The sequence below is a fragment of the Cystobacter fuscus genome (assembly GCF_002305875.1).
Taxonomy (GTDB): domain Bacteria; phylum Myxococcota; class Myxococcia; order Myxococcales; family Myxococcaceae; genus Cystobacter; species Cystobacter fuscus_A.
In genome coordinates this window covers 9,809,758-9,831,948 of record NZ_CP022098.1, presented here as the reverse complement: position 1 = coordinate 9,831,948, position 22,191 = coordinate 9,809,758, and the positions used below count along the sequence as shown (strand labels likewise).

At 69.6% G+C, this 22,191-nt stretch carries 19 protein-coding genes; 6 read left to right on the top strand and 13 right to left on the bottom strand.

Features of this window, described 5'->3' with window-relative positions:
* Window position 1 precedes the first annotated feature (1 nt).
* On the top strand, window positions 2–2,077 hold the full coding sequence (locus tag CYFUS_RS39790) for a flagellar biosynthesis protein FlhA (RefSeq protein ID WP_095989943.1): 2,076 nt from the start codon (window positions 2–4) through the stop codon (window positions 2,075–2,077).
* A gap of 9 nt (window positions 2,078–2,086) precedes the next feature.
* Here the strand turns inward: CYFUS_RS39790 and CYFUS_RS39785 are convergent, their stop codons facing one another.
* The 6 genes from CYFUS_RS39785 to ligA form a co-directional block, all read right to left on the bottom strand.
* A complete protein-coding gene (locus CYFUS_RS39785; RefSeq protein ID WP_095989942.1) occupies window positions 2,087–2,428 on the bottom strand; it encodes an HU family DNA-binding protein in 342 nt (113 codons plus the stop codon).
* 123 nt (window positions 2,429–2,551) lie between these two features.
* A complete protein-coding gene (locus CYFUS_RS39780; RefSeq protein ID WP_095989941.1) occupies window positions 2,552–3,967 on the bottom strand; it encodes a YihY/virulence factor BrkB family protein in 1,416 nt (471 codons plus the stop codon).
* Between the two features lie 116 nt (window positions 3,968–4,083).
* Window positions 4,084–6,720 carry an Rne/Rng family ribonuclease gene (locus CYFUS_RS39775; RefSeq protein ID WP_095989940.1) on the bottom strand — a complete coding sequence of 879 codons (2,637 nt, stop codon included), beginning with the start codon at window positions 6,718–6,720 and terminating at the stop codon, window positions 4,084–4,086.
* A gap of 537 nt (window positions 6,721–7,257) precedes the next feature.
* A complete protein-coding gene (locus tag CYFUS_RS39770) occupies window positions 7,258–7,704 on the bottom strand; it encodes a DUF3052 family protein (protein WP_002626898.1) in 447 nt (148 codons plus the stop codon).
* The gene (locus CYFUS_RS39765) at window positions 7,701–7,985 is read right to left on the bottom strand and encodes an acylphosphatase (RefSeq protein ID WP_095989939.1); all 285 of its coding nucleotides are present in this window, start codon (window positions 7,983–7,985) and stop codon (window positions 7,701–7,703) included. Before CYFUS_RS39765 ends, CYFUS_RS39770 begins: the two co-directional genes overlap by 4 nt.
* Window positions 7,986–7,999: 14 nt before the next feature.
* Window positions 8,000–10,027 (bottom strand): NAD-dependent DNA ligase LigA, encoded by a 2,028-nt coding sequence (gene ligA / locus CYFUS_RS39760; protein ID WP_095989938.1) that lies wholly within the window; start codon window positions 10,025–10,027, stop codon window positions 8,000–8,002.
* Between the two features lie 293 nt (window positions 10,028–10,320).
* Between ligA and rho the strand changes: the two genes are divergently transcribed.
* Together rho and CYFUS_RS39750 are read left to right on the top strand one after the other, a co-directional pair.
* On the top strand, window positions 10,321–11,946 hold the full coding sequence (gene rho / locus CYFUS_RS39755; protein WP_198316302.1) for a transcription termination factor Rho: 1,626 nt from the start codon (window positions 10,321–10,323) through the stop codon (window positions 11,944–11,946).
* A gap of 35 nt (window positions 11,947–11,981) precedes the next feature.
* A complete protein-coding gene (locus CYFUS_RS39750; RefSeq protein WP_095989937.1) occupies window positions 11,982–12,302 on the top strand; it encodes a hypothetical protein in 321 nt (106 codons plus the stop codon).
* 14 nt (window positions 12,303–12,316) lie between these two features.
* Here the strand turns inward: CYFUS_RS39750 and CYFUS_RS39745 are convergent, their stop codons facing one another.
* The 3 genes from CYFUS_RS39745 to CYFUS_RS39735 are packed head-to-tail and all read right to left on the bottom strand — an operon-like array spanning window position 12,317 to window position 14,747.
* Window positions 12,317–13,492 carry an AI-2E family transporter gene (locus tag CYFUS_RS39745; RefSeq protein WP_095989936.1) on the bottom strand — a complete coding sequence of 392 codons (1,176 nt, stop codon included), beginning with the start codon at window positions 13,490–13,492 and terminating at the stop codon, window positions 12,317–12,319.
* A 32-nt stretch (window positions 13,493–13,524) separates the two neighbouring features.
* Window positions 13,525–13,983 (bottom strand): hypothetical protein, encoded by a 459-nt coding sequence (locus tag CYFUS_RS39740; RefSeq protein WP_095989935.1) that lies wholly within the window; start codon window positions 13,981–13,983, stop codon window positions 13,525–13,527.
* A gap of 26 nt (window positions 13,984–14,009) precedes the next feature.
* Window positions 14,010–14,747, bottom strand: coding sequence for a glutamine amidotransferase (locus CYFUS_RS39735; protein ID WP_095989934.1), 738 nt, complete (start codon window positions 14,745–14,747; stop codon window positions 14,010–14,012).
* A gap of 380 nt (window positions 14,748–15,127) precedes the next feature.
* Between CYFUS_RS39735 and CYFUS_RS39730 the strand changes: the two genes are divergently transcribed.
* From CYFUS_RS39730 to CYFUS_RS39720, 3 genes are all read left to right on the top strand, one after another.
* Window positions 15,128–16,486, top strand: a complete 1,359-nt coding sequence (locus CYFUS_RS39730; RefSeq protein ID WP_095992510.1) for a glutamine synthetase family protein — start codon at window positions 15,128–15,130, stop codon at window positions 16,484–16,486.
* A gap of 29 nt (window positions 16,487–16,515) precedes the next feature.
* Entirely contained in the window at window positions 16,516–17,700 is a 1,185-nt protein-coding gene (locus tag CYFUS_RS39725) for an iron-containing alcohol dehydrogenase (RefSeq protein WP_095989933.1), read from the top strand.
* A gap of 88 nt (window positions 17,701–17,788) precedes the next feature.
* On the top strand, window positions 17,789–18,124 hold the full coding sequence (locus CYFUS_RS39720) for a helix-turn-helix domain-containing protein (protein ID WP_002626909.1): 336 nt from the start codon (window positions 17,789–17,791) through the stop codon (window positions 18,122–18,124).
* A gap of 39 nt (window positions 18,125–18,163) precedes the next feature.
* On the opposite strand, the gene CYFUS_RS39715 is transcribed toward CYFUS_RS39720, so the two are convergent.
* From CYFUS_RS39715 to CYFUS_RS39700, 4 genes are all read right to left on the bottom strand, one after another.
* The gene (locus tag CYFUS_RS39715) at window positions 18,164–18,754 is read right to left on the bottom strand and encodes a hypothetical protein (RefSeq protein ID WP_095989932.1); all 591 of its coding nucleotides are present in this window, start codon (window positions 18,752–18,754) and stop codon (window positions 18,164–18,166) included.
* 137 nt (window positions 18,755–18,891) lie between these two features.
* On the bottom strand, window positions 18,892–20,724 hold the full coding sequence (locus CYFUS_RS39710; RefSeq protein WP_095989931.1) for an ArnT family glycosyltransferase: 1,833 nt from the start codon (window positions 20,722–20,724) through the stop codon (window positions 18,892–18,894).
* Window positions 20,721–21,674, bottom strand: a complete 954-nt coding sequence (locus tag CYFUS_RS39705) for a hypothetical protein (protein ID WP_095989930.1) — start codon at window positions 21,672–21,674, stop codon at window positions 20,721–20,723. Before CYFUS_RS39705 ends, CYFUS_RS39710 begins: the two co-directional genes overlap by 4 nt.
* Window positions 21,661–22,173: a hypothetical protein gene (locus CYFUS_RS39700; protein WP_095989929.1), complete on the bottom strand. Its 513-nt coding sequence runs from the start codon at window positions 22,171–22,173 to the stop codon at window positions 21,661–21,663. Before CYFUS_RS39700 ends, CYFUS_RS39705 begins: the two co-directional genes overlap by 14 nt.
* Window positions 22,174–22,191 lie beyond the last annotated feature (18 nt).

Sequence of the window (22,191 nt, the reverse complement as noted above, 5' to 3'; positions counted from 1 at the left end):
CATGAACCGATTGATGAAGATTCTCCTGCGGGCACGCAGCTCCTCGGACGTGGTGCTCGCCGTGGCGATGGTCGCGGTGCTGGGCGCGCTCATCATCCCCTTGCCGCCCTGGTTGTTGGATCTGGGGCTGGCCCTCAATCTGGTGGCGGCGGTGTCGCTGCTGGTGGCGGCGCTCCAGGCCCGGGATGCGTTGAAGGTGACGTCCTTTCCGACCCTGCTCCTGTTCACCACGCTCTTCCGGCTCGCGCTCAACGTGTCGTCCACGCGCCTGGCCCTGGCGGACGGCCACGCGGGGGAAATCATCCAGGCGTTCGGCGAGTTCGTCGTCCGGGGCGATTACGTCGTCGGCGCGGTCATCTTCGCCATCCTCACGTTGGTGCAGTTCCTCGTGGTGGCCAAGGGCGCCGAGCGCGTGGCCGAGGTCTCCGCGCGCTTCACCCTGGATGCGATGCCGGGCAAGCAGATGTCCATCGACGCGGATCTGCGCGCGGGAGCCATCGATCAGACGCGGGCCCGCCGCCGACGGCGCGATCTGGAGCGCGAGTCGCAGATGTTCGGAGCGATGGATGGCGCGATGAAGTTCGTGAAGGGAGACGTCATCGCCGGCCTGGTCATCGTCCTGGTCAATCTCCTGGGGGGAAGCTGCATTGGCGTGCTGCAGAACGGAATGCCGGTGGCGGAAGCGGCTTCCACCTATGCGCTCATCGCCATCGGGGACGGGCTGGTGTCACAGATTCCTTCCCTCTGCATCGCGGTGGCGGCGGGGCTCGTCGTCACGCGCGTGGCGTCGGAGAAGGAGGAGGATTCGCTCGGCTCGGACATCGGCGCGCAGATCTTCGGTGAGGCCCGGGTGCTCTGGGTGGTGGTCGCGCTCTGCGGGGCGCTCGCCGTGATGCCCGGAATGCCGCATCTGACCTTCCTTGGCCTGGGGGCCGCGCTGGGCGGGCTCGCGTATGTCCTTCCTCGCCTGCGCTCCCTGTCGGGGGAAGAGCCCGGCGCTCCGGGCGAGGCGTCCGCCGGAGACGAGGCGAAGGGGGCGCCTGGTGCTCCTCCGCAAAGCGCGGCGGTACCGGTGGGCGTGGCGCCCTTGACGGTGGATCTCGCGCCGGACCTCACCGCGCTGGCGCAGGCGCAGGGAGGTGCGTTCGTGCATCAGGTGCTCAACCAGCTCCGGGACGAGCTCTTCCTCGAGCTGGGGGTGCGCGTGCCCGGTATGCGGGTGCGCACCGGAGCGGCCTATCTGCCACCGGGGACGTACCGGATCCTCGTCGACGAGGTGCCCGCGGGAATGGGGCAGGTCGCGCCGGAGATGCTCTACGCGTTGGCTCAACCGGAGGAGCTGGCCTTCCTGGAGGTGACGGCCGAGCCGGTGGTGGAGCCGTTCACGGGCAGGCCCATCAGCCGCGTGCCGGCGGACAGCCGCGCGCGTCTGGAGCTGGCGCAGGTTCCGCTGCGAAGCGCCGGAGCGCTCATCGCCGAGCACCTGCGCGGCGTCATCCGCGCGCGCGCGGCGGGCTTCCTGGGGGTGCAGGAGGTGCGCGGCCTGCTGGATGGACTCGAGGCTCAGGCGCCCACCCTGGTGAAGGAAGCGCTCCAGAAGGTGCCCCTGCCGTTGCTCACCGAGGTCCTGCGCAAGCTCGTGGACGAGCAGGTGAGCATCCGCGACCTGCGCGCCATCCTGGAGGCGTTGGTGGCGCCCACCACCGAGGGGGATGCCGCGGCCCTGGCCGAGCGCTGCCGGCAGGCGTTGTCTCGCTACTTGAGCCACAAGTTCGCGCCCTCGGGACCGCTCTTCGCCTACCTGGTGGAGCCGGAGATCGAGGAGACGCTGCGCTCCGCCGGGGCCCGTGGGCCGGCGCCCGCTCCCGAGCGGATCGCGGAAATCCTGGAGGGGGTGAAGCGCATCGCCGCGGGCGGGCAGACCGTGTTGCTCACGGCACCGGACGTCCGGCGTACCCTGCGCAAGCTGTGCGAGGGCGCCTTTCCCGACGTCGCGGTCCTCACCTACAGTGAACTGGAGCTGCAACTGCAGGTTCGTCCCCTGGGACGGCTGGCCCCGGTCGCGCCGGGGCCCTGAGGCAGCGGGCTAGTAGCTGCCGCCACTGCCTCGCTTGGGATCGAAGGAGACGTCGGACTGGGGCGTCTGGGGCGGAGGCCGGTTGACCCGATCGCGCAGCTCCTTGCCCGTGCGGAACAACAGGCCGCGCTTGGGCTTCACGGGGATGATCTGTCCCGTCTTGGGGTTGCGGCCTTGATAGCCCTGGTAGTTCTTCACGTGGAAGGCGCCCAGGCCGCGGATCTCGATGTTCTCGCCGCGGCAGAGGGCTTCCTTCATGGACTCGAAAATCGTCTCGACCGTGGCCTCGGCTTGCTTCTGCGTCATCTGCTTCTTGTTGACGAGGACGTTGATCAGATCGGACTTGAGCATCGCATGCTCCCGCAAACCGCGTAACCCCTCGGAAACAGGGCGCTTGGCCCGTGGTCGAACCCGAGACGATAACAGAACGCCTCCCACGCGCAAGCCACGAGGCCCGCCAACTGCCTAGAAACGTTACGGATTTCCGCTGCCCGCTTCCTGGGGGGCGGCAGGCGGGACGGCGGGCGCCAGGTGCGGCCGTGCCAGCTCCGGACGCACCAGGATGGCCAGGTCCAGCCACCGGGTGCGGCGCAGGACCTCGAGCCCCAGGGAGTCCGCCTCGTGGAAGATGGCCGCCAGGGGCTCGAAGCCGGGGGCGGGGGGAAGGCTCCAGTCGCCGGGGGCGACGGGACTGTAGACGCCGTGGACCGCGAGGGTCAGGTCGGCCAGGGTCAACTCGCTGGGGGAGCGGGCGGGAAGCAGTCCCCCCCGGCGATGGCGCGCGAGCAGGCCCGCGTGCTCCAGGTCCTCGGCCACCTCGTCGACGAGCGACTCGGCGACGCGCAGGCGCAGCGCCAGCTCCCGGGGGAGGGGTGGCGGGGTGCCGTCGAACCAGACGAGGGTGGTCTCCTGGGCGAGCTGGGCGGCCACCAGCTCCCTCGCCCGGGGGTGCGCGCCGAAGGCCCACAACGAGTCGCGGAAGGTGGCGTGCTCCACCGCGTAGGACAGCCGGGCGCCTCCGAGGAGGATGAGCCAGTCCACGTACAGCCACGCCAGGAACATGGGCAGCGCGCCCAGGGAGGCGTAGAGCGGGTTGTGGCGGAAGCTGTACGCGGCGATGCCCGTGTACAGGTGCCGCGCCACGCTCCAGGCCACTCCCGCGACGAGCCCTCCCGCGAGCGCCGAGCGCCACCGCACATGGGTGTTGGGCGTCACGACGTAGAGCAGGGTGAGCCCCGCGATCGCGGTGAGGGGGGACAGGGCGCCGAACAGCAGCTCGAAGAGGTCCAGGAAGAGCGGGGTGTGGGTGCCTCGCAGCAGCGAGCGCACGACGCTCGTTCCCGCGAACGAGAGCGCCAGCATCAGCGGCCCCAGCAGCAGCAGGCCCGCGTAGATGAGGCCGCGCACGTACCAGGAGCGGTGGTTCTTCACCCCCCAGATTTCGTTCAGCGACACGTCGATGTTGTGCAGCAGCGAGCCCGAGGAGAAGAGCAGGCCGAGAAAGCCCGCGCTGCCAATGGCCGTCGTGTTGCCCGGCTCGAGAAACCCCTCGAGGAAGGTGGCCGACTCCTCGCGCACCCCGGGCGCCAGCACGGCGGAGATGAACTCCCGGAGGCGGTGCTGGAAGGCCTGTTGGTGGTAGGCCCCCAGCAGGGCGAGCACCACCGTCAGCAGCGGAACCAGCGAGAAGACACTGATGTAGGTGAGCGCCGCGGCCCGCAGGCGGATGTTTTCGCCCTGGAAGCCGCGGGCCAGACTGCGTACCGCGAGCGCGGTGTCCGCGGCGAAGCGGCCCGCCCGGGTTCGCTCCAGGGGCGCCCAGGTGCGCCGGGCCCACTGAAGCGCTCGGGTGCGCAGTCGCTGGAGGAAGAGCGAGGGGAGGGTCCTCATCCGAGCCTCCCAGGCTAATCAATCACGAGCGGATCCGGCCAGGGGGCGTCCGCTCGTCCCCGGGGGAAGCGTCCAGGCGGCCACCTTTCAGGAGACCGGGCCCCGGACGCCTGCCTTCACGGATTGCCGCCACCGCTGGGCTCGCCGCCACCCGAGGACGCGGGCGGTGTGCCGCCCGAGCCAGACTGCTGCTCTCCCGCCGGAGCCGTCTGGGCCCGGGCCTCGCGGCCCTCACGTCCCTCGCGGCCTTCACGTCCTTCGCGCGGCTCGGACCGGCGCTGCTCTCCGCGATTGCGGTCCCGATCCCGGCTGCCACCGCCACCGCCACCGCCGCGGTCGCCCCGGTTGCCGCCGCTGCGTTCACGGTCCCGGTCGCCCCGGCCGCCGCCGCGGTCGCGGTCGCCCCGGTCGCGGTCGCCCCGGCCGCCGCCGCGGTCGCGGTCCCGGTCGCGCTCACCCCGCTCGCCCCGGCCCGGACCGCCCTCCGAGCGGAAACCGCGCTCGCCGCCGCTCTCCGGACGGCGCTGCATCGACAGTTCGCCGTCTCCCGAGCCCGGTGAGGAGGCCACCTTGTGGTCTCCACCCTGGGCGCTGCGGCCGTACACGTCGTACTGCTCGCGGTGGTAGTTCTGCTGCGCCTTCACCTGGATGGACTTGTTGTAGCGGTCCATCAGGTGGCGCAGCTCCTGCCGCTCCTCACCCTGGAGCAGCCGCGCCACCTCGGCGTTGCAGTTGATGACCAGCGTGGGGTCCTTGTAGCCGGGCGCCTCGCGGCGGATCTCCCCGAAGATCTCGTAGGCCACCGTGGTGGCCGTCTTCACGAAGCCCTTGCCGTCGCAGTACGGGCAGTCCTCGTGGAGGACGCGGCCGATGGACTCGCGCACGCGCTTGCGCGTCATCTCCACCAGGCCCAGCTCGGAGATGCGCAGCACGTTCGTCTTGGCCTTGTCCCGGCCCAGCGCCTCCTGCAGGGACTTGAAGACCTTGTCGCGGTTCTGCGGCTTCTCCATGTCGATGAAGTCGCAGATGATGATGCCGCCGATGTTGCGCAGCCGCAGCTGGTAGACGATCTCCTTGGCCGCCTCGACGTTGATCTTGGTGATCGTCTCCTCGAGGCTCTTCTTGCCGACGTAGCGGCCCGAGTTGACGTCGATGGCGGTGAGCGCCTCGGCCTGATCGATGATGAGGTAGCCGCCGCTCTTGAGCCACACCTTGCGCTGGGTGGCGCGCTGCAGCTCGTGTTCAATCCCGTAGGCGTCGAAGATGGGCTCGTCCGACTCGTGCAGCACCACCCGGTCCTTGAGCGCCGGGTCCTGCGCGTTCACGAAGCCGAGGATGCGCTCGTACTCCTCGCGGTCGTCCACGACGAGCTTCTCCACGTCGTGGGCGAACAGGTCGCGCGTGGCGCGCAGGATGAGGTCCAGGTCCGGGTGCAGCAGGCCCGAGCCGCCGCGCTTCTCGTTGCGGCGCACCACCTGGTTCCACACCTCGATGAGGAAGCGGATGTCGCTCTCGAGCTTCTCCTGGGGCACGTTCTCGGCCACCGTGCGCACGATGAAGCCCGTGCCGGGCGGACGGAAGCGGTCCACCATCTCCCGCAGGCGCTTGCGCTCCTTCTCGTTGGAGATGCGGCGGCTGATGCCCACGTGGTCCACCGTGGGCATGAACACCAGGTGCCGGCCCGGGATGGAGATGTGCGAGGTGAGACGCGCGCCCTTGGTCCCGATGGGATCCTTGGAGATCTGCACCACGACCTCCTGGCCCACCTTCAAGAGCTCCTCGATCTTCGCCGTCTTGCGCGGCTTGCTCTTCTCCTCCTCGCGCTTGCGCTGCGGCTGCTCGTCGCGCGCCTTGCGCGCCTTGTCCTTCTCCCGGTCCTTGTCGCGCTCGCGATCCTTCTGGTCGCGGCGGCCCTCACGCGCCTCGCGGGCGGCCTCACGGTTGTCCCGGGGCGCGCGGCGCTCGCCGGCGGTCGTTTCCGGACGCGGGGCGGCGGCAGTGGCGGGGGTGCTCTCCCCGGTGCTCGGGGAGGCGCTCGTCGCGGCGACGGCGGGCTCGGTGGGGGTGCTCTCGGGAGCGGACGGGGCAACGGCCACGTCCGGAGCCGCCTCGGCCATGGCCGGGAGCGCCTCGGTCACGGGCGTGAGCGCCTCGGGCGCGACGAGGGGCTCGGACACGGCCCGCGCCTCGATGGGCGCGGACACCACCGAGGCCGTCTCCGTCTCCGGGGAGGGAGCGGCCTCCGCGATGGGAGCGGGAGCGGCCTCGAGGGCGGAGGGCTCGAGGCTGGCGGGCTGCGCCTGGAGAGCGGGGGCGGGGGTCGCCTCGGTGGGCGCCGCCGCCGCGTCGAGCGCGGGCGCGACGTCGGTGGCCGGAGGGGCCGGCTCGTTCACCTCGGCTTCCGGCTCGGGGCCGGTCTCGTGGTGGGCCGCCTCGGCGGCCATGGCCTCGGACTCCTCGGGCACGTCGAGGGCGTCTTCGTGCTCGCCCTCGGTCAGCTCGAACTGGGCCCGGGCGAAGTCCGGGTCGTAGACGACGTCGCTGACGTAGAGGAAGGCGGCCTTTTCCAGGCCGATGTCGACGAAAGCCGCCTGCATGCCGGGGAGCACCCGGACCACGCGGCCCTTGTAGATGTTGCCGACGACTCCCTTGTCCTTCTTACGCTCGAGGTAGAACTCCGCGATGTGCCCGTTCTCGACGAGGGCCACCCGGGTCTCCCGGCCCGCGGCGTTGATGACGAGGATGCTGCTCATGGACGAATCCTGGGCGCGCGCGGGGAGGCGTGAGCTCCGGCGGACGGGAGGCGACGGCGTCTCCAGCTTCCGAGCGCGCTGCGAGGGGAGAGGCGGTCCCTGCACCTCCGCGCGTGCGGACGAGGGGCGACCCGTGTGTCCGGGGGCCCGGGATCCGTGCGCGAGGGGGGGTTGAGGGGACCACGGCCTGCTCCTCCGAGTTCAAGGTCGCCCCGCGGCTGTCCGGCACCGTGCCGGGCGGGGACTGACTGCTAATCGAGCGTTCGAGACAGCCCTGGCGCCCGGGCCGCCCGGCTTCGTCCTTACTCACCCGGTCGGAGCCCATGCGTGGGCGCCTTGGGGGTGGCAGAAGCACGGGACGGCCAGCGCGCCCGGTTCCGCCGGGAACGCACCCGTCTCAAAATCCACTGGCGACTGAACTCCCCACCCCTGGTGGGGAGGTCCGAGGCCTGAAAACAACGAAAGGTTTTCACGCCTGATACGACCTGTAAAGGCGCGACATGGAAAATGTCCGCCGTCTGGCAGGCCTGGGGGGGCTCAGGCCTGGGCGGTGGGGGCCCGCTTGCGGTAGTCGGGCTTGTCCAGGCGGCCCCGCGGGCGGCGCACCAGGCGCAGGCCCGTCCAGGTCGTGTCGATGAGGCACAGCTTGTTGTCCACCATGCCGATGTCCAGCGCGGCCTGGCGGATGAAGTCCTCGCTCAGGGCCGTCTTGATCCCCTCGCCGCTGGGCCAGCACACCCAGATGCCGCCCTGGAGCGTCATGGCGCGCGAGAGCGCGGGCAGGCGCTGGACGAGCTCGTGGGTGTCCTGGGTGAAGAAGAGGATGATGTCCAGGCCCGTCTGGGCGGTGATGAGGAACTCCACGCCGTCGGGCAGGGGGTTGAGCTTCTGGACGAAGCCGCGCGGGGGGTTGATGACCGAGACCTTGCTGCCGGACTTGATGCCCAGCATGGACGTCAGGGACGCTGGCGCGTAGGGATTCATGAGCTGCGCTCCACGATGAAGGTGATGAACTCCCCGAGCGCCTCGGCATCGGCGCGCTCCACATCCGTCACGCGCGCCTGGGGAGGGCCGCGGTGGCTCCAGCTGACGAAGGTCTCCAGGGCATGGGGCGGGCCCTCGGCCACCGCCTCGACCGACCCGTCCGGGAGGTTGCGCACCCAGCCCTTGAGGCCCAGCCGCAGCGCCTCGGTGCGGGCGCTCTCCCGGAAGTAGACTCCCTGCACCCGGCCCCGGATGCGCAGGCTCACTCGACGACTGTCCATGCTGCCCACGCCTCCTAGCCTCGTGCGTCCGTCTGGAGCAATTGGAGGAAGGCCTGCTCGTCCACGATTCTTACTCCGAGCTCCTGGGCCTTCTTCAGCTTGCTGCCCGCATCCTCGCCCGCCACCACCAGGTCCGTCTTGCGCGAGACACTTCCCGACACCTTGCCACCCCGGCGCTCGATTTCCTCCTTGGCTTGCTCCCGGCTCATTCCACTCATACCCCCGGTGAGAACCACCGTCTTGCCAGCGAACACGCCCGTCTTGACGACGACGGGCGGCGCGGGGGTGACGCCCGCGGCGAGCAGCGCGTCGATGGCCTCGCGATTGAGCGGCTCATGGAAGAAGGTATGGATGACCTCGGCCATGGTGGGACCCACGTCCTTGACGCGGGTGATGTCCTCCAGGCTGGCCTCGTAGAGGCCGCGCACGTCGGGGAAGGCCTCGGCGAGCACGCGCGCGGTGGACTCGCCCACGTGCCGGATGCCCAGCGCGTAGAGGAAGCGAGGCTGGGTGGTCTGCTTGGAGCGCTCGATGCTCGCCAGCAGGTTGTCCGCGCTCTTGTCCCCCATGCGCTCGAGCGTGAGGAGCTTCGCTCGCGTGAGGTGGTAGACGTCCGCGAAGCTCTTCACCAGCCCCGTCTCCACGAGCTGCGCGGCCAGCTTCTCTCCCAGGCCGTCCACGTCCATGGCGGTGCGCGAGGCGAAGTGGCGGACCTTCTCCACGAGCTGCGCGGGGCAGGTGGCGCCCGTGCAGCGGATGATGGCGCCCTCCTCGTCCTTGACGGCCGCCGCGTGGCACACCGGGCACTCGGTGGGGAAGACGAAGGACTCGGTGCCTTCGGGCCGCTTGCCCTCCACCACCTTGACGATCTCCGGGATGACGTCGCCCGCGCGGCGGATGAAGACGGTGTCGCCCTTGCGCACGTCCTTGCGGCGCAGCTCGTCCTCGTTGTGCAGGGTGGCGCGGCTCACCGTCACGCCGCCCACCTTCACCGGCTTGAGGTGCGCCACCGGCGTGAGCGCGCCCGTGCGCCCCACGTACACCTGGATGTCCTCGACGAGCGTCGACTCCTCCTCGGGCGGGAACTTGTAGGCCACGGCCCAGCGCGGACTCTTGGACACCTGGCCCAGGCGCTGGCGCAGGTCCTCGTCGTCCACCTTCACCACCATGCCGTCCACCTCGAAGGGCAGCGCATGGCGGCCCTCCAGGCTCGCGCGGTACTGCTCGCGCACGCCCTCCACGCTCGGCACGCTCACCGCCCGGTTCACCGGCAGCCCCAGCGAGCGCAGGTAGCCGAGCTTCTCGGTGTGCGAGCGGAAGGCGGGCACGCCCTCGCCCGGCACGCACTCGTACAGGAAGAGCGACAGCGGCCGCGAGGCGGTGATGCGGGGATCCAACTGGCGTAGGCTGCCGGCGGCGGCGTTGCGCGGGTTGGCGAAGAGCGGCTCGCCCTCCTCCTCGCGCTTGTCGTTGAGCCGCTTGAAGTCCTTCTTGGAGATGAAGACCTCGCCGCGCACTTCAATCATCCCGGGCGCCTTCACCCCGTCCTGGGGCAACAGCTCCGTGGGCAGGCCGCGCAGGGTGCGCAGGTTCGCGCTCACGTCCTCTCCCTCGGTCCCATCTCCCCGCGTGGCGCCGCGCACGAAGCGGCCCTGCTCGTAGGTCAGGGTGATGGCGAGCCCATCCAGCTTGGGCTCGCAGACGTAGCCCACCTGGGCGAGCCCCGTCTGGCGGCGGATGCGCTCGTCGAAGTCGCTCAACCCCTCGTCGTCGAAGACGTTGGCCAGCGACAACATGGCCACGCGGTGGCGCACCTTCTCGAACTTCTCCGCCGGAGCGCCTCCCACCCGGCGAGTGGGCGAGTCGGCCGTGACGAGGTCCGGATGGCGGGACTCCAGCTCCTGCAGCTCGCGCATGAGCCGGTCGTATTCCGCGTCGCTCACCTCCGGCGAGTCGAGCACGTAGTAGCGGTGGTTGTGGTAGGCGAGTTCTTTTCGGAGCTGCCCGATGCGGGCGGCGTCAGCGGTTTTCGAGGCGGTCACGGAGGAGGGGCTCGGCGGCTGGACTGGAAGATGCGGGGGCTTTGTTGCCTGGTGGCTCGGGTTGCGAGGATGCCTTGACAGCTCTAGAGGTGGTCAATAACCTCGTGTCGAGCGCATGAGGGTTGTTGTCCCACCTTCAGGCGCCACCTTTTCCCACCACAAGGTTCTCCCACCCGCGTGGTCCCGGCAAGAAGGGATCCCGGTGCCGCCCTGAGGGCGCTTCGAGTCCCCCCGGACACTTCCACGACATTCCCGTGCGCGTCCCCCCCGCGCCGCAAGTACAGCCCCGCACCATGGCCAAAGCCCGTTCCCCCAAAGAGAAGCTCCTCGCCCCCCAGGTCGTCGACATCGAGGAAGAAAAGCCCAAGCGCCGCTCGACCCGGGCCAAGACGGTGGAGCGCGACGAGTCCGAGAAGCCCGCGCGCCGCCGGACGTCGGCCCGCCGGGACGAGGAGCCCGCGGCCGAGGAAGCCCCCGTCGTCGCCGCGCCCCGCCCGGTGCTCACGCCCATCCCCTCCCACCCCGTTCGGGACGAGGAGTACCAGGAGGTGCGCGCGGCGGCCGACCACGAGGAGGAGGGCTCCCACCAGGCCCCGGCTCCCGAGCCCCTCGAGGTGTCCCCGGGCGCGGAGGCGGGCCCCTCGGACGCTCCGGCCATGCAGGTCATCCGGCTCAATGACCTCAAGCGCATGAAGATCACGGACCTGGCGAAGATGGCCCACGACTTCGGCATCGAGGGCTACCAGGGCCTGAAGAAGCAGGATCTCATCTTCGCGCTGCTCTCGGGCATCGCGGACAAGAAGTTCGAGGTGCACGCGGAAGGCGTGCTGGAGCTGCTCAGCGACGGCTTCGGCTTCCTGCGCAGCGCGGACAGCGACTACCAGGCGAGCCCCGACGACATCTACGTGTCTCCCTCGCAGGTGCGCCGCTTCAATCTGCGGCCGGGCGACACGGTGACGGGCCCCATCCGCCAGCCGCGCGAGGGTGAGCGCTTCTTCGCCCTGCAGAAGGTGGACAAGGTCAACTTCTCCGACCCGCTGTCCGAGGTGACGCGCGACCGCATCCTCTTCGACAACCTCACGCCGCTCTACCCCACGCGCAAGCTGAAGCTGGAGCACGACGGGGCGGAGATGACCACGCGCATCATCGATCTGTTCTGCCCCATCGGGCTCGGCCAGCGCTGCCTCATCGTGGCGCCGCCCAAGGCCGGTAAGACGGTGCTCCTGCAGAACATCGCGCACGCCATCTCCAAGAACCACCCGGACGTCTACCTCATCGTGCTGCTGGTGGACGAGCGCCCCGAGGAAGTGACGGACATGGCGCGCAACGTGCGCGGCGAGGTGGTCAGCTCCACCTTCGACGAGCCCGCCACGCGCCACGTGCAGGTGGCGGAGATGGTCATCGACAAGGCCAAGCGCCTGGTCGAGCAGAAGTACGACGTGTGCATCCTCCTGGACTCCATCACCCGTCTGGCGCGCGCCTACAACACGGTGGTGCCGGCCTCGGGGAAGATCCTCTCGGGCGGCGTGGACGCCAACGCCCTGCACAAGCCCAAGCGCTTCTTCGGCGCCGCGCGCAACATCGAGGAGGGCGGCAGCCTCACCATCATCGGCACCGCGCTCATCGACACCGGCAGCCGCATGGACGAGGTCATCTTCGAGGAGTTCAAGGGCACGGGTAACTCCGAAATCGTCCTGGACCGCAAGCTGATGGAGAAGCGCATCTTCCCGACGCTCGACATCAACAAGTCCGGCACGCGCAAGGAGGAGCTGCTGCTCACCCAGGCGGACCTCGTGCGCATCACCGCCCTGCGCCAGGTGCTCCACCCCTTCACGCCCATCGACGCGATGGAGTTCGTGCTCAAACACATGCGCCCCACGGCCGCGAACGCCGAGTTCCTCGGCTCGATGAACCGTTAATAATCTCCCTTCGTCCTCACGAAGGGAGCCGTTGCATGCGCAGTACCCGTGTCGCCTTTCCGTCCGCCCTCGTCGTGCTGGGGGCGGTGCTCTCGCTGGCCACCGGATGCGAACCGATCGACCTGGATGACTTCGGGGGCAATCCCGCCCCGCTGTCCAACCGCACCTGCTACCAGGACTCGGATTGCACGGGGAACGCCTGCTGCGGGCTGGGCACCAACCCCACGCACGTGCAGGACGGGCCCAATTGCAGCGGGGTGAAGTGTGACGGCACCTGTCCCGCCGACCACCTCGACTGTGGCCGCTGCTTCGTCTTCTGCCGCGAGTCGCGCTGCGAGGCCGCCTGCAGCGGCTGAGGCCCCGCCCGCGCCTACTTCACCTCCAGCGAGGCCTCGCTCACGTGGGGCTGCGCCTTGAGGCGCGCGTAGTCGAAGCAGGCCACGATGATGGAGGCCACGGGCACCGCGAAGAGCGCGCCGACGAGGCCGAACGTCGTCTCCCCGGCGATGAGGCTGAAGGCCACGATGACCGGGTGGATGCGCGCGGCCTGGCCCATGATCTTCGGGTTGAGGAAGTACGCCTCCAGCGCGTGGATGCCGATGATCCACAGCAGGATGGCCACGCCCTTCTGGAAGCCGTCCGCCAGCGCGATGAGCACGATGGGCACCGAGCTGAGGATGGTGCCGAAGATGGGGATGAGGCTGAACACGGTGGCCACCGTGGCCAGCAGGAAGGCGAACTTCACCCCGAAGAGCACCAGCCCCAGGAAGGTGAGCGTGCCATTCACCAGGCAGATGGTCACCTGGCCCCGCACGACGCCGGACAGCGAGCGATCAATGCGCTCGAGCAGGCGCTGCGAGTCGGTGCCGTACTCGGCCGGCAACAGGCTGGTGAAGTAGCCCACCACGGCGTGCGCGTCGATGGAGAAGAACGCGGCCACCATCAGGATGAAGAACGTCATGAACACGCCGGCCACCACCGAGGTGATGATGTGGCGCGACACGGTGACGATGTCGCCCAGGTGCTGGCGTATCAGCCCGGTGAGCTGCGCGGCCACGTCCTGGAGGATCCGCTCCAGGTCCACCGTCACGCCGCCGCCGGGGACGCCGTTGCGCATCTCCTCGGGCGTGGCGAGCGCCACGGGGATGCCCTTGGCGCGCAGCCAGTCTTCGACGCGGTCGGCGAGCACGTGGATGCGCTCGGGCGTGAGCGAGTTGAGGAAGGTGACGCCATCGCGGCTGATGCGCGCCAGCTCCTGGTAGAGCTGCGGCACCATGGCGATGAAGAAGAGGTACACCGCGAGGAAGAAGCCCGAGTAGATGAGCAGGATGCCCACCCAGCGCGGAATGGCGTGCCCGCGCACCTGTACGCGCGTGAGGCGAGTGACGAGCGGGTGCACCAGGTAGGCGATCAACGCGGCGCCCGCGAAGGGCAGCAGCACCGAGCGGAAGAAGAACAGGATGGTGGCGATGGTCAGCCACAAACCCGCGAGGATGTAGAAGCGCTTGCGGCGCTGCGCGAGGAGATCGAGCTCGTGATGCTGCATGGCGCGGCTTATGGCAGAGGGCTGGTTGGGTCTCAAGCAGGGGGGATTATGACGCGCCGTCTGTGGGCTTCCAGTCGCTCCAGGCAGCGCAGCATCAGCCGGCGGTTCACCCGGCCCTCGGTAGCTTCGCCCAGGCCCAGCATCTGGTCCACCACCCATCGGTTGAGCAGCAAGAGGGGCAGACGGTCCGTCGGTGCCAGCCCCCGCTCCAGGTAGCGCTTGTTGCGCATGTAGTCGTCGTAGGCCTCGAGCTCGCGCTCCAGCTCCCAGCGCGACAGCCGGAGCGCCTCCTCGTAGACGGCCTCGGCGGGGCGGGGCGTCGGCTCGGTGAACAGGGGGGCGAACTGCCCTCCCGTGTCCAGGTCTATCTCCTGGACCGGTGGCGGCCACTGCCGGAGGTCCTTGGCCAGCAGTTTGGCCACCTCCTCCAGCAGGTGGTCCATCATGGGGACCGGCTTGGTTTCGAAGAGATAGTCCCAGCGCGACGCCATGGGTCCTCCCTACTCCAGTGGGATGCTCAGGTGAACCGCTCCAGGAAGTTGCGCAGGATGGCGTGTCCGGCGGGAGCCGGGGTGATGCCCGCCAGGAGCCGGGGGACACGCTCGCCCGGTGGCTGCCCCCGGGCGGCGGCCTCGGCCTCCAGCTTCTCCTGCCGGGCGAGGATGAGGGCGCGCATGGCGGCCGGATGCACCTCGGGGTGGAATTGGACCCCCCGGATGAGCGGACCGAAGGCGAGCGCCTGCACCGCCGTGTTCTCGTTGCCCGCGAGCACCGTGGCGCCCTCGGGTGGGCGCTCGACGATGTCCTCGTGGGTGGCCTGGACGGCGAAGGTCTCGGGCAACTCGTGGAAGAGCGGATCCCGGCGCCCCTCCGGGCTCAAGCGCACCTCCACCGTGCCGATCTCCCGCCCCTGGGTGTTGCGCACCACCCGCGCCCCGTGGGCATGGGCGAGGAGTTGGTGCCCAAAGCATACCCCGAGCACGGGGATTCCCCGGGCGGCGGCGCCCCGCATGAAGTCCGCGGCGCGCTCCATCCAGGGTTCCAGTTGGGTCACGGACTTGGGGGAGCCGGTCATCATCACCGCGTCGTAGCCGGCGGCGCTCGGGGGCAGCTCGGCGCCCTGGTGCGCGTGCAGGATGTCGAAGCGGCACCCATCCGGTCCGAGCGACTCGACGAACCACTGGTCGTAGTCACCCACGCTGAGCTGGACGGGCCGGGCCGCATCACCGGCTTTCAACAGGAGAACGTTCTTCATGGCCTCGGTTTCGAGCTGGGTTGCCGGGAGGGGGGGGCCCCCCTAGCTTCGGCTGCTGGTTGTGTTGACGCCCGTTCACTTGCGACGTGCGTCCAGGGTGGTGGGGAGTCCACTGGATGTCCAACGCGCATACGCTTTCACCTCGCCGGGCCGCGCTCAAGATGTGCATCGCACGGTAGGGTGTGGACCCCGCGAAGAGGCTATCCTCCGCGGAAGCGGGCCGTTGAAGACACGACAGAGGGCACTCAATGGGCAGTGGGAGAAGGAGGAGGCCAATGGCGAGTCGTTCCAAGGCGAAGGTCATCACGTTGCCATCCCCCGCGAGCAGGCGGGCGCGCGCGGAGAAGAAGGAGCGCGACACGGGCAGGCCCGTGGGACGGATGCCCTCGGGCACGGACGTGTTGCAGAAATGGTTCGAGGAGAAGGGCGTCCGGCAGGTGAAGCTGGGCGGAGTGGACCTGGACGGCGTCTGGCGCGGCAAGTACGTCTCGGTGGAGAAGTTCTTCTCCGCGTGCAAGAGCGGCATGGGCTTCTGTGACGTGGTGTTCGGGTGGGACATCGCGGACGAGCTGCTCGACAACACCCAGGTGACGGGCTGGCACACGGGCTACCCGGATGGGATGTGTCGCGTGGACACGAGCTCCGCGCGCATCATCCCCTGGGAGCCGGACACGGCGGCCTTCCTGCTGGACTTCGTGAACGAGGACGGCTCGCCCTTCGCGCCGAGCCCCCGCCAGCTCCTGCAGAAGGTGGGCAGGCGCGCGCGGGAGATGGGCTACGTGCCCAAGTTCGGCGCCGAGTACGAGTTCTTCATCTTCAAGGAGACGCCGCAGTCGCTCAAGGACAAGGGCTACACGCGCCTCACGCCGCTCACCCCCGGCATGTTCGGCTACTCGTGGCTGCGCACGTCGCTCAACGCGCCGCTCGTGCACGACATCATCAACGGCTGCCGGGACTTCGGCGTGGAGCTGGAGGGCTTCCACACCGAGACGGGCCCGGGCGTCTTCGAGGCCGCGGTGCGCTACGACACCCTGGAGAAGATCGCCGACAAGGCGGTGCTCTTCAAGACGGCCGTCAAGGAGATCTGCGCGCGCCACGGGCTCACCGCCTGCTTCATGGCGAAGGTGGACCCCAAGCTGCCCGGGTGCTCGGGCCACATCCACCAGTCCCTGTGGTCGCTCAAGAGCGACGAGAACGTCTTCCACGATGCCGACGCGGGCGACGGCATGAGCCGCCTCATGCGCCAGTACATCGGCGGGCAGATTTCGCTGATGCCGGAGCTGACGGCGCTCTACTGGCCCACCATCAACAGCTACAAGCGCAGCGTGGAGAACACGTGGGCGCCGGTGACGGCGACGTGGGGCCGGGAGAACCGCACCACGGCGGTGCGCGTGATTGGCGACAGCCCCAAGTCGATGCGCCTGGAGTACCGCCAGCCGGGCGCGGACATGAACGCGTACCTGGCCATGGCGGCGAGCCTGGCCGCGGGGCTGTGGGGCATCGAGAACGAGGTGGAGCCGCCCGAGGCCTGCGCGGGCAACGGCTACGCGTCCGGTGCCCCCCCGCTGCCGCGCTCGCTCAAGGAGGCGGTGGCGCTGCTCAAGAAGTCCGAGCGCGCCCGGGAGATCCTCGGCGAGGATTTCGTGGACCACTTCGTGCGTACGCGCGAGTGGGAGGCGCGGCAGTATGAGCGCGCCGTCACGAACTGGGAGCTCGAGCGCTACATGGAGCTCATCTAGGCGCTCATCGCGTAGTCAGGAGACACGGAATGATACCGTTCGACATGCCGAGCGAGCCACGCATCACCGAGATGTCGTGGCCCACGAAGATCGTCTTCGGCGCGGGAGCGCTGCAGCGCCTGCCCGCGCAGGTGGCGCGGCTGAACATGAAGCGCCCGTTGGTGATGACGGACGCGGGCGTGGTGAAGGCGGGGCTCGTGCAACGCGTCTACGACGTGCTCAAGGGCGCGAACGTGGCGTACGCCTCCTTCGAGCAGGTGAATCCGGACCCCACCGAGCACGATGCCTTCGCGGGCCTGGAGGCGTACCGGCGCCACCAGTGCGACGGCATCATCGCCATCGGCGGAGGCAGCCCGCTGGACGCGGCCAAGCTCGTGCAGGTGCTCACCACGCACGAGCCGCCACTGTCGCGCTATGACGACGCGACGGGGGGCGACCAGTACGTGCGCGACGACATGCCGCCGCTCATCGCCATCCCCACCACCGCGGGCACCGGCTCGGAGGTGAGCCGCTCGGGCGTGGCGACGCTGTCGGACACGGGTCGCAAGACGGTCATCTTCAGCCCGTTCCTCATGCCCAAGGCGGCCATCTGCGACCCCGAGCTGACCCTGGGCCTGCCACCCGGACCCACGGCCGCCACGGGCATGGACGCCTTCACCCACTGTCTGGAGGCCTACGTGTCCAATGGCTTCCACCCGCTGGCGGACGCGGTGGCCATCGACGGCATCGCCCGCGTGGCGCGCTCGCTGCCCCTCGCCGTCTCCGAGGGCAAGAACCTCGTGGCCCGCTCGGACATGATGGTCGCCGCCATGCAGGGCGCCATGGCCTTCCAGAAGGGGCTCGGGGCCTGCCACGCGCTGGCCCACGCGCTCACGCCCATTTCCAAGGTGCACCATGGGCTCGCCAACGCCATCGTGCTGCCCGTGGTGATGGAGTTCAACCGCCCCTCGAGCACCGCGCGGCTGGCGCGCGTGGCCCAGGCCATGGGGGACTCCTCCCACGCGAGCGCGGAGGTGCTCGCCACCAACGCCGTGGAGCGCGTGCGCAAGCTCAACGCCACCATCGGCATCCCCGCGCGTCTGCGCGATGTGGGTGTCCAGGAGAAGGACCTGGAGCGCATCGTCGACAAGGCCTTCCAGGATGCCTCGCACCGGGGCAATCCCCGTCCATGTACACTGGATGATTTGAGGGCAATGCTTCGGGAGTCGTTCTGAGCTGACGCCTGGAGGCGATGCAGTTTCCAACCCCGAACATCCTCACTTCACAGCGCGGTCGGTGCCCACAAGATTACCGGCCGCGCTTATGGACAATGAGAAAGCCATTCTGGCGGGGCGATTCGGCCATCATGTGAAGCGCCTCAGGAATTCACGCAAACTCACCCAGGAAGAACTCGCGGAGCGCAGTGAGCTGTCCGTGGATGCCATCCGGCGGATCGAGCGTGGCGGGTTCTCTCCTTCCCTCGCGACACTGAACAAGCTGTCCGAGGGACTGGATCTCTCCCTGAAGACGCTCTTCCAGGGCTTCGGACGAGAGAAACCCGACCGGGTGGCGGAGATCTGCGACTTCCTCGGCCGGCTGTCCGGGCGGGAGGTGCAGCTGGCCTGGCGGGTCATCCACGCCATGTTCGAGGAGAAATGAAGGGCGCCCTTCGAGCCATTCGTGCTCGGAGGGCGTCAGTCAGTTGGCCTGGGTGGGCGGGGTGGGACGGGCGTTGCCCTGGGGCTCGAGCTGCATGCCGGGCTCTTCGTTTTCGGGCTGGGCGGCCTCGGGGTTCTCGGGGAGATCCGTCGAGCCCTCGACGGCGTCGGGCACGGCCGGGCCTCCGGGCTGGGGCGTGAACTCCAACTGCTCCACCGACACGGCGCCGGGCAGCCGGAAGTCCATGGCGGTCACCCGCGGCCTGTCCCTCAAGTCATAGAGCTGCTGCGCCACGGAGCCCGCCTGGATGCGCTGGTCCGAGAAGAAGATGTAGGCGCGAATCTTCCCCTCCTCCACGGGGATGCGGAAGCTGGAGTTGTAGATGCGCTTGCCCGGCTCGCACCGGATGGAGCGGTTCTCACGCGTCATGGTGAGCTGCCGGATGATGCCCTTCTCCGACACCGTGTAGAGCAGGCAGTAGGGGTGCTGCCCTTCCTTGGGGATGAACTCCACCGTGGCATTGCTCAGTGCCCGGATTTCCGCGCGCGCCGGCGGCGCCGCCTTCTGCTCCTGCTGACAGCCCAGTCCACCCAGCACCACCAGTGTCACGGCCCACAGCCACCGCGTCATGTCGCCTCCCTGGAGATGTCCCTCCGTACGTTGCAGCCTAGTCCCGGATTGCGCGAGTGCGCTCCACGATGCCACCCGCCGTCCGAGCCTGAACAGACCCGGTGCGTCATGACTCGATCCGCCTTGCCCCCGGGGGCTCAGGGACGTTGATAGACGATGATTTGCGGGGTCTCGTCCAGGTAGAGCCCGGTGACGGGAGTGCGCGTGCCGTAGGCCTGCCAGAGGGCGAACTCGTGCTCGCGGAATTCCTGGTGGTACTGGTACGCCGCGACGTCCGAGTCGGCGATGCCCGCGGGGCGCAGGTCCGCGCGCAACATGCCCTCGCGCTGGTAGTCCTGGAAGGCGAAGCCCGTCACCTCGTGCAGGAAGACGCGCGCGTCGCGGGGCGCGTGGGCGTTGATCCACGGCAGCACCGCCGTCACGTTGCTCGACCAGAACTGGCGCTGCATGCCCAGGGAGGCCGCGCCCGGCACGCCCCCGGCGAGCTCCGAGTAGTAGCTCGTCCCGTAGGGGAACACGCGCACGAGCGCGAGCAGCGCGGGCAGCATCAACAGCGTGAAGACGGGGGCCGCCACCGCCGCGAAGGGCACCCGGGGCCAGCGCTCGCGCAGCCAGCCGGTGAGCGCCTCGCAGCCGCGCGCCACCGCCACGCCCGCGAGCAGACCGAGGAAGGGCATGGAGGGCAACCAGTGCTTCACGCCGCCGAAGTGCGGCACGTTCGGCGGGCTGATGATGAGGATGGAGGCGAGGGCATTCACCCCCACGAGCACCTCGGCGAGCGAGGGCGTGCGCACCCACTCGCGCGTGCGTGCGAAGAGGCCGAGCACTCCCCGGGCGGCGAGCACGCCCAGGCCCGTCACCATGGGGACGAAGAGGCTGGTGGGCACGGTGAGCGCCGTCTTCACCACGACGTAGTCCCAGGGGAAGGGCGGCTCGCGCATGAGCGTGCCCAGGTAGAACCAGGCGTAGTGGTTGTGGGTGGCGTGGAAGACGAGGTACCAGGCCGTCCGGTCCACCGGCGCGTGCCAGAGGTAGGGCCAGTGCAGGTAGAAGATGACCGGGGCGAACACGGCCATGGTGGCCAGGGGCAGCAGGGCGAGCGCGGTGGGGGCGTGCTCCTCGTTGAGGAAGTGCAGCATCCCCAGCGAGCCCACGGCCAGCACGACGAAGAGCAGGGTGTGGGGGCTGAGCAGGAAGAACTTCCGCTGGAAGCCCTCGGGCCCGAGGCTCAACACGAGCAGCGCGTAGAGCCCCGCCACCGCGGCGAACAGCACGAGCACGCGCTGCATGCCGAGGCGCGCGGTGGGGTGGCCCTCACTGGTTCGCCACGCGCGCCACAGGGCGAAGGGTGCGAGGCAGAAGGGAAGGAAGAGAGCGTTGTGCTTGGTGCACACCGCGAGGCCGAAGAAGACACCGCACAGCACGCCCCAGTTCCGGTCCTCGAGCGCGCGCCAGAAGGCGTAGACCACCAGCAGCCACATGGCCGCGATGGGCATGTCGAAGCAGGCGAGCTCCGCGTTGAAGTACTGGCGGGGCACGAGCAGGAAGGAGAGCGCGGCGAAGAGGCCCGCGGCGCGGCTGAACACCGCGCTGCCCAGGAGGAAGGTGAGGGCGGGCACCAGCGCCGCCAGGGCGAAGGCGGGCAGCCGGAAGGCCGTCGCCGAGCGCAGCCACCCGAGCGTGTCGTGGAAGAGCAGGTGCGACAGCCCGAAGAGCGTCTTCATCAACGCCGGGTGCTCGTGGTTGTAGTCCCAGGCGCGCACGATGGCGGCATCCGTCAGCGCCTGGGAGGGCGCGTGGAGCAGTTGCTGGAACCAGCGCGAGTAGGCCTCCGCCGCGTGGAAGTAGAAGCTCTCGTCGCGCGTGAAGCCCACCGCGGCCTCGCTCGCCCACAGCGACGCGAAGGCGAGCACCCACAGCGCCAGCGCCAGCCAGCGCTCCTCTCGCGTCGCGGCGCGTCCCCGCGTCATGTTCCCTCCGGAGCGCCCTCGGCGAGGGCGAGGAAGTCGAGGCACACCTGGCGCGACTCCGCGTTGTCCGCCTGGACCCACACCTTCACCGTGCGGGCGCGTCCGGGGGGGATGGCTCGCGCCACGCGCAGCACCCCCTCGCGTCCGGGAGGCAGCGAGAGCGTCATCAGCGACTCGCCGCTGGCCGCGTCCTCCACGCCCAGGTGCGAGGTGCTCAGGCGGGGCCCGTGCTGGAAGGCGAACTCGCCGACGATGCCCGCCTCCAGCCGCCACTGCGTGTCCGCGGGCACGTCGTCGAACTCCGCGACGAGCCGCCGCGGCCCACCCGGCGCGTGCATCCACAGGCACCGCCGGGGCTCGTACCGGATTTCGTGCCACTCGGTGGCCACGTACAGGTGGGGCGGGCCCGGACAGCGGTGCGCGCGGCCGTCGAAGGGGCAGTCCTGCCGCGTGCCGTCCGGAGACTCCAGGTAGACGCGGGCGCGCGCCTGGGCCTCGGAGGCCACGAAGCGCGTGGGGCGGTAGCGTCCGTTCTCGTACAGCGTCAGCTCCAGGGGGCCGGCCCGGCGCGGGGTGCCCACGGCGGTGCGTCCCGGGAGGAACGCCTCCTGGAAGGCCGACACGTCGGCGCGGGGCAGCTCCGGCTGCGCGAGGACCCAGAGGCGCGGGTGCGCGAGGAAGTCACCCTGGTCCGAGCCGAGGTAGCCGTGGATGGGCACCTGCTCGGGCAGGTAGAGCCGGGCCTTCTCCGTCCACCAGGGGAAGAGGAGGACGGCGTCGCCCGGACGGGCCTCGGCGCGCAGCCAGTCCGCCACCGTGCGGTAGTCCCCCTCGGTGGGGAGGCGGCCGGGGAGCCGGAGCTGGAAGACGAGACAGGCGAGCGCGACGAGCAAGAGGCCCCCCAGCTCGAGCAGGGGGAGCGCGCGGGGGAGGGGCCTAGGACTTCGCAAGGCGGAGTTTCTGCTCGCTCTTGTCGCGACAGAAGGTGCAGAAGGACGGCTCGCCCGAGCCGAACGAGGGCGTCCAGGGCGGGTACATCGAGCAGCGCGGATCCAGACAGTGGTGCAGGCCCCACAGGTGGCCGATCTGCTGCAGCGCGTTGCGGGCGATGGGCTTGAAGGACGCCTCGAAGTCCTTGTAGCCGTGGGTGGAGATGATGGCGCGGTTCTTGTTGTACACGGCGTAGCCCGTGGTGGGGGCCTTGCCGCCCGGCACCTCGCGCTCCTTCAGCTTGCGCGAGGTGACGAAGAGCACCTTGTCATCCTCGTAGGCGCGCACGCCCTTGAGCTCCGTGATGAGCTTCTCCGCGTCCAGCGGCTCGGACATGCCCGCGGGCACCTCCTTCTGGTCGGAGTGCTCGCTGCCCACGCCAAACGCCGTGTAGAGCGTCTGGCAGAGCTTCGCGATCTGCTTTTCGTCGAAGGAGTCCAGCGTCACGACGCGAATCACGGGAAGTCACCTCGGAAA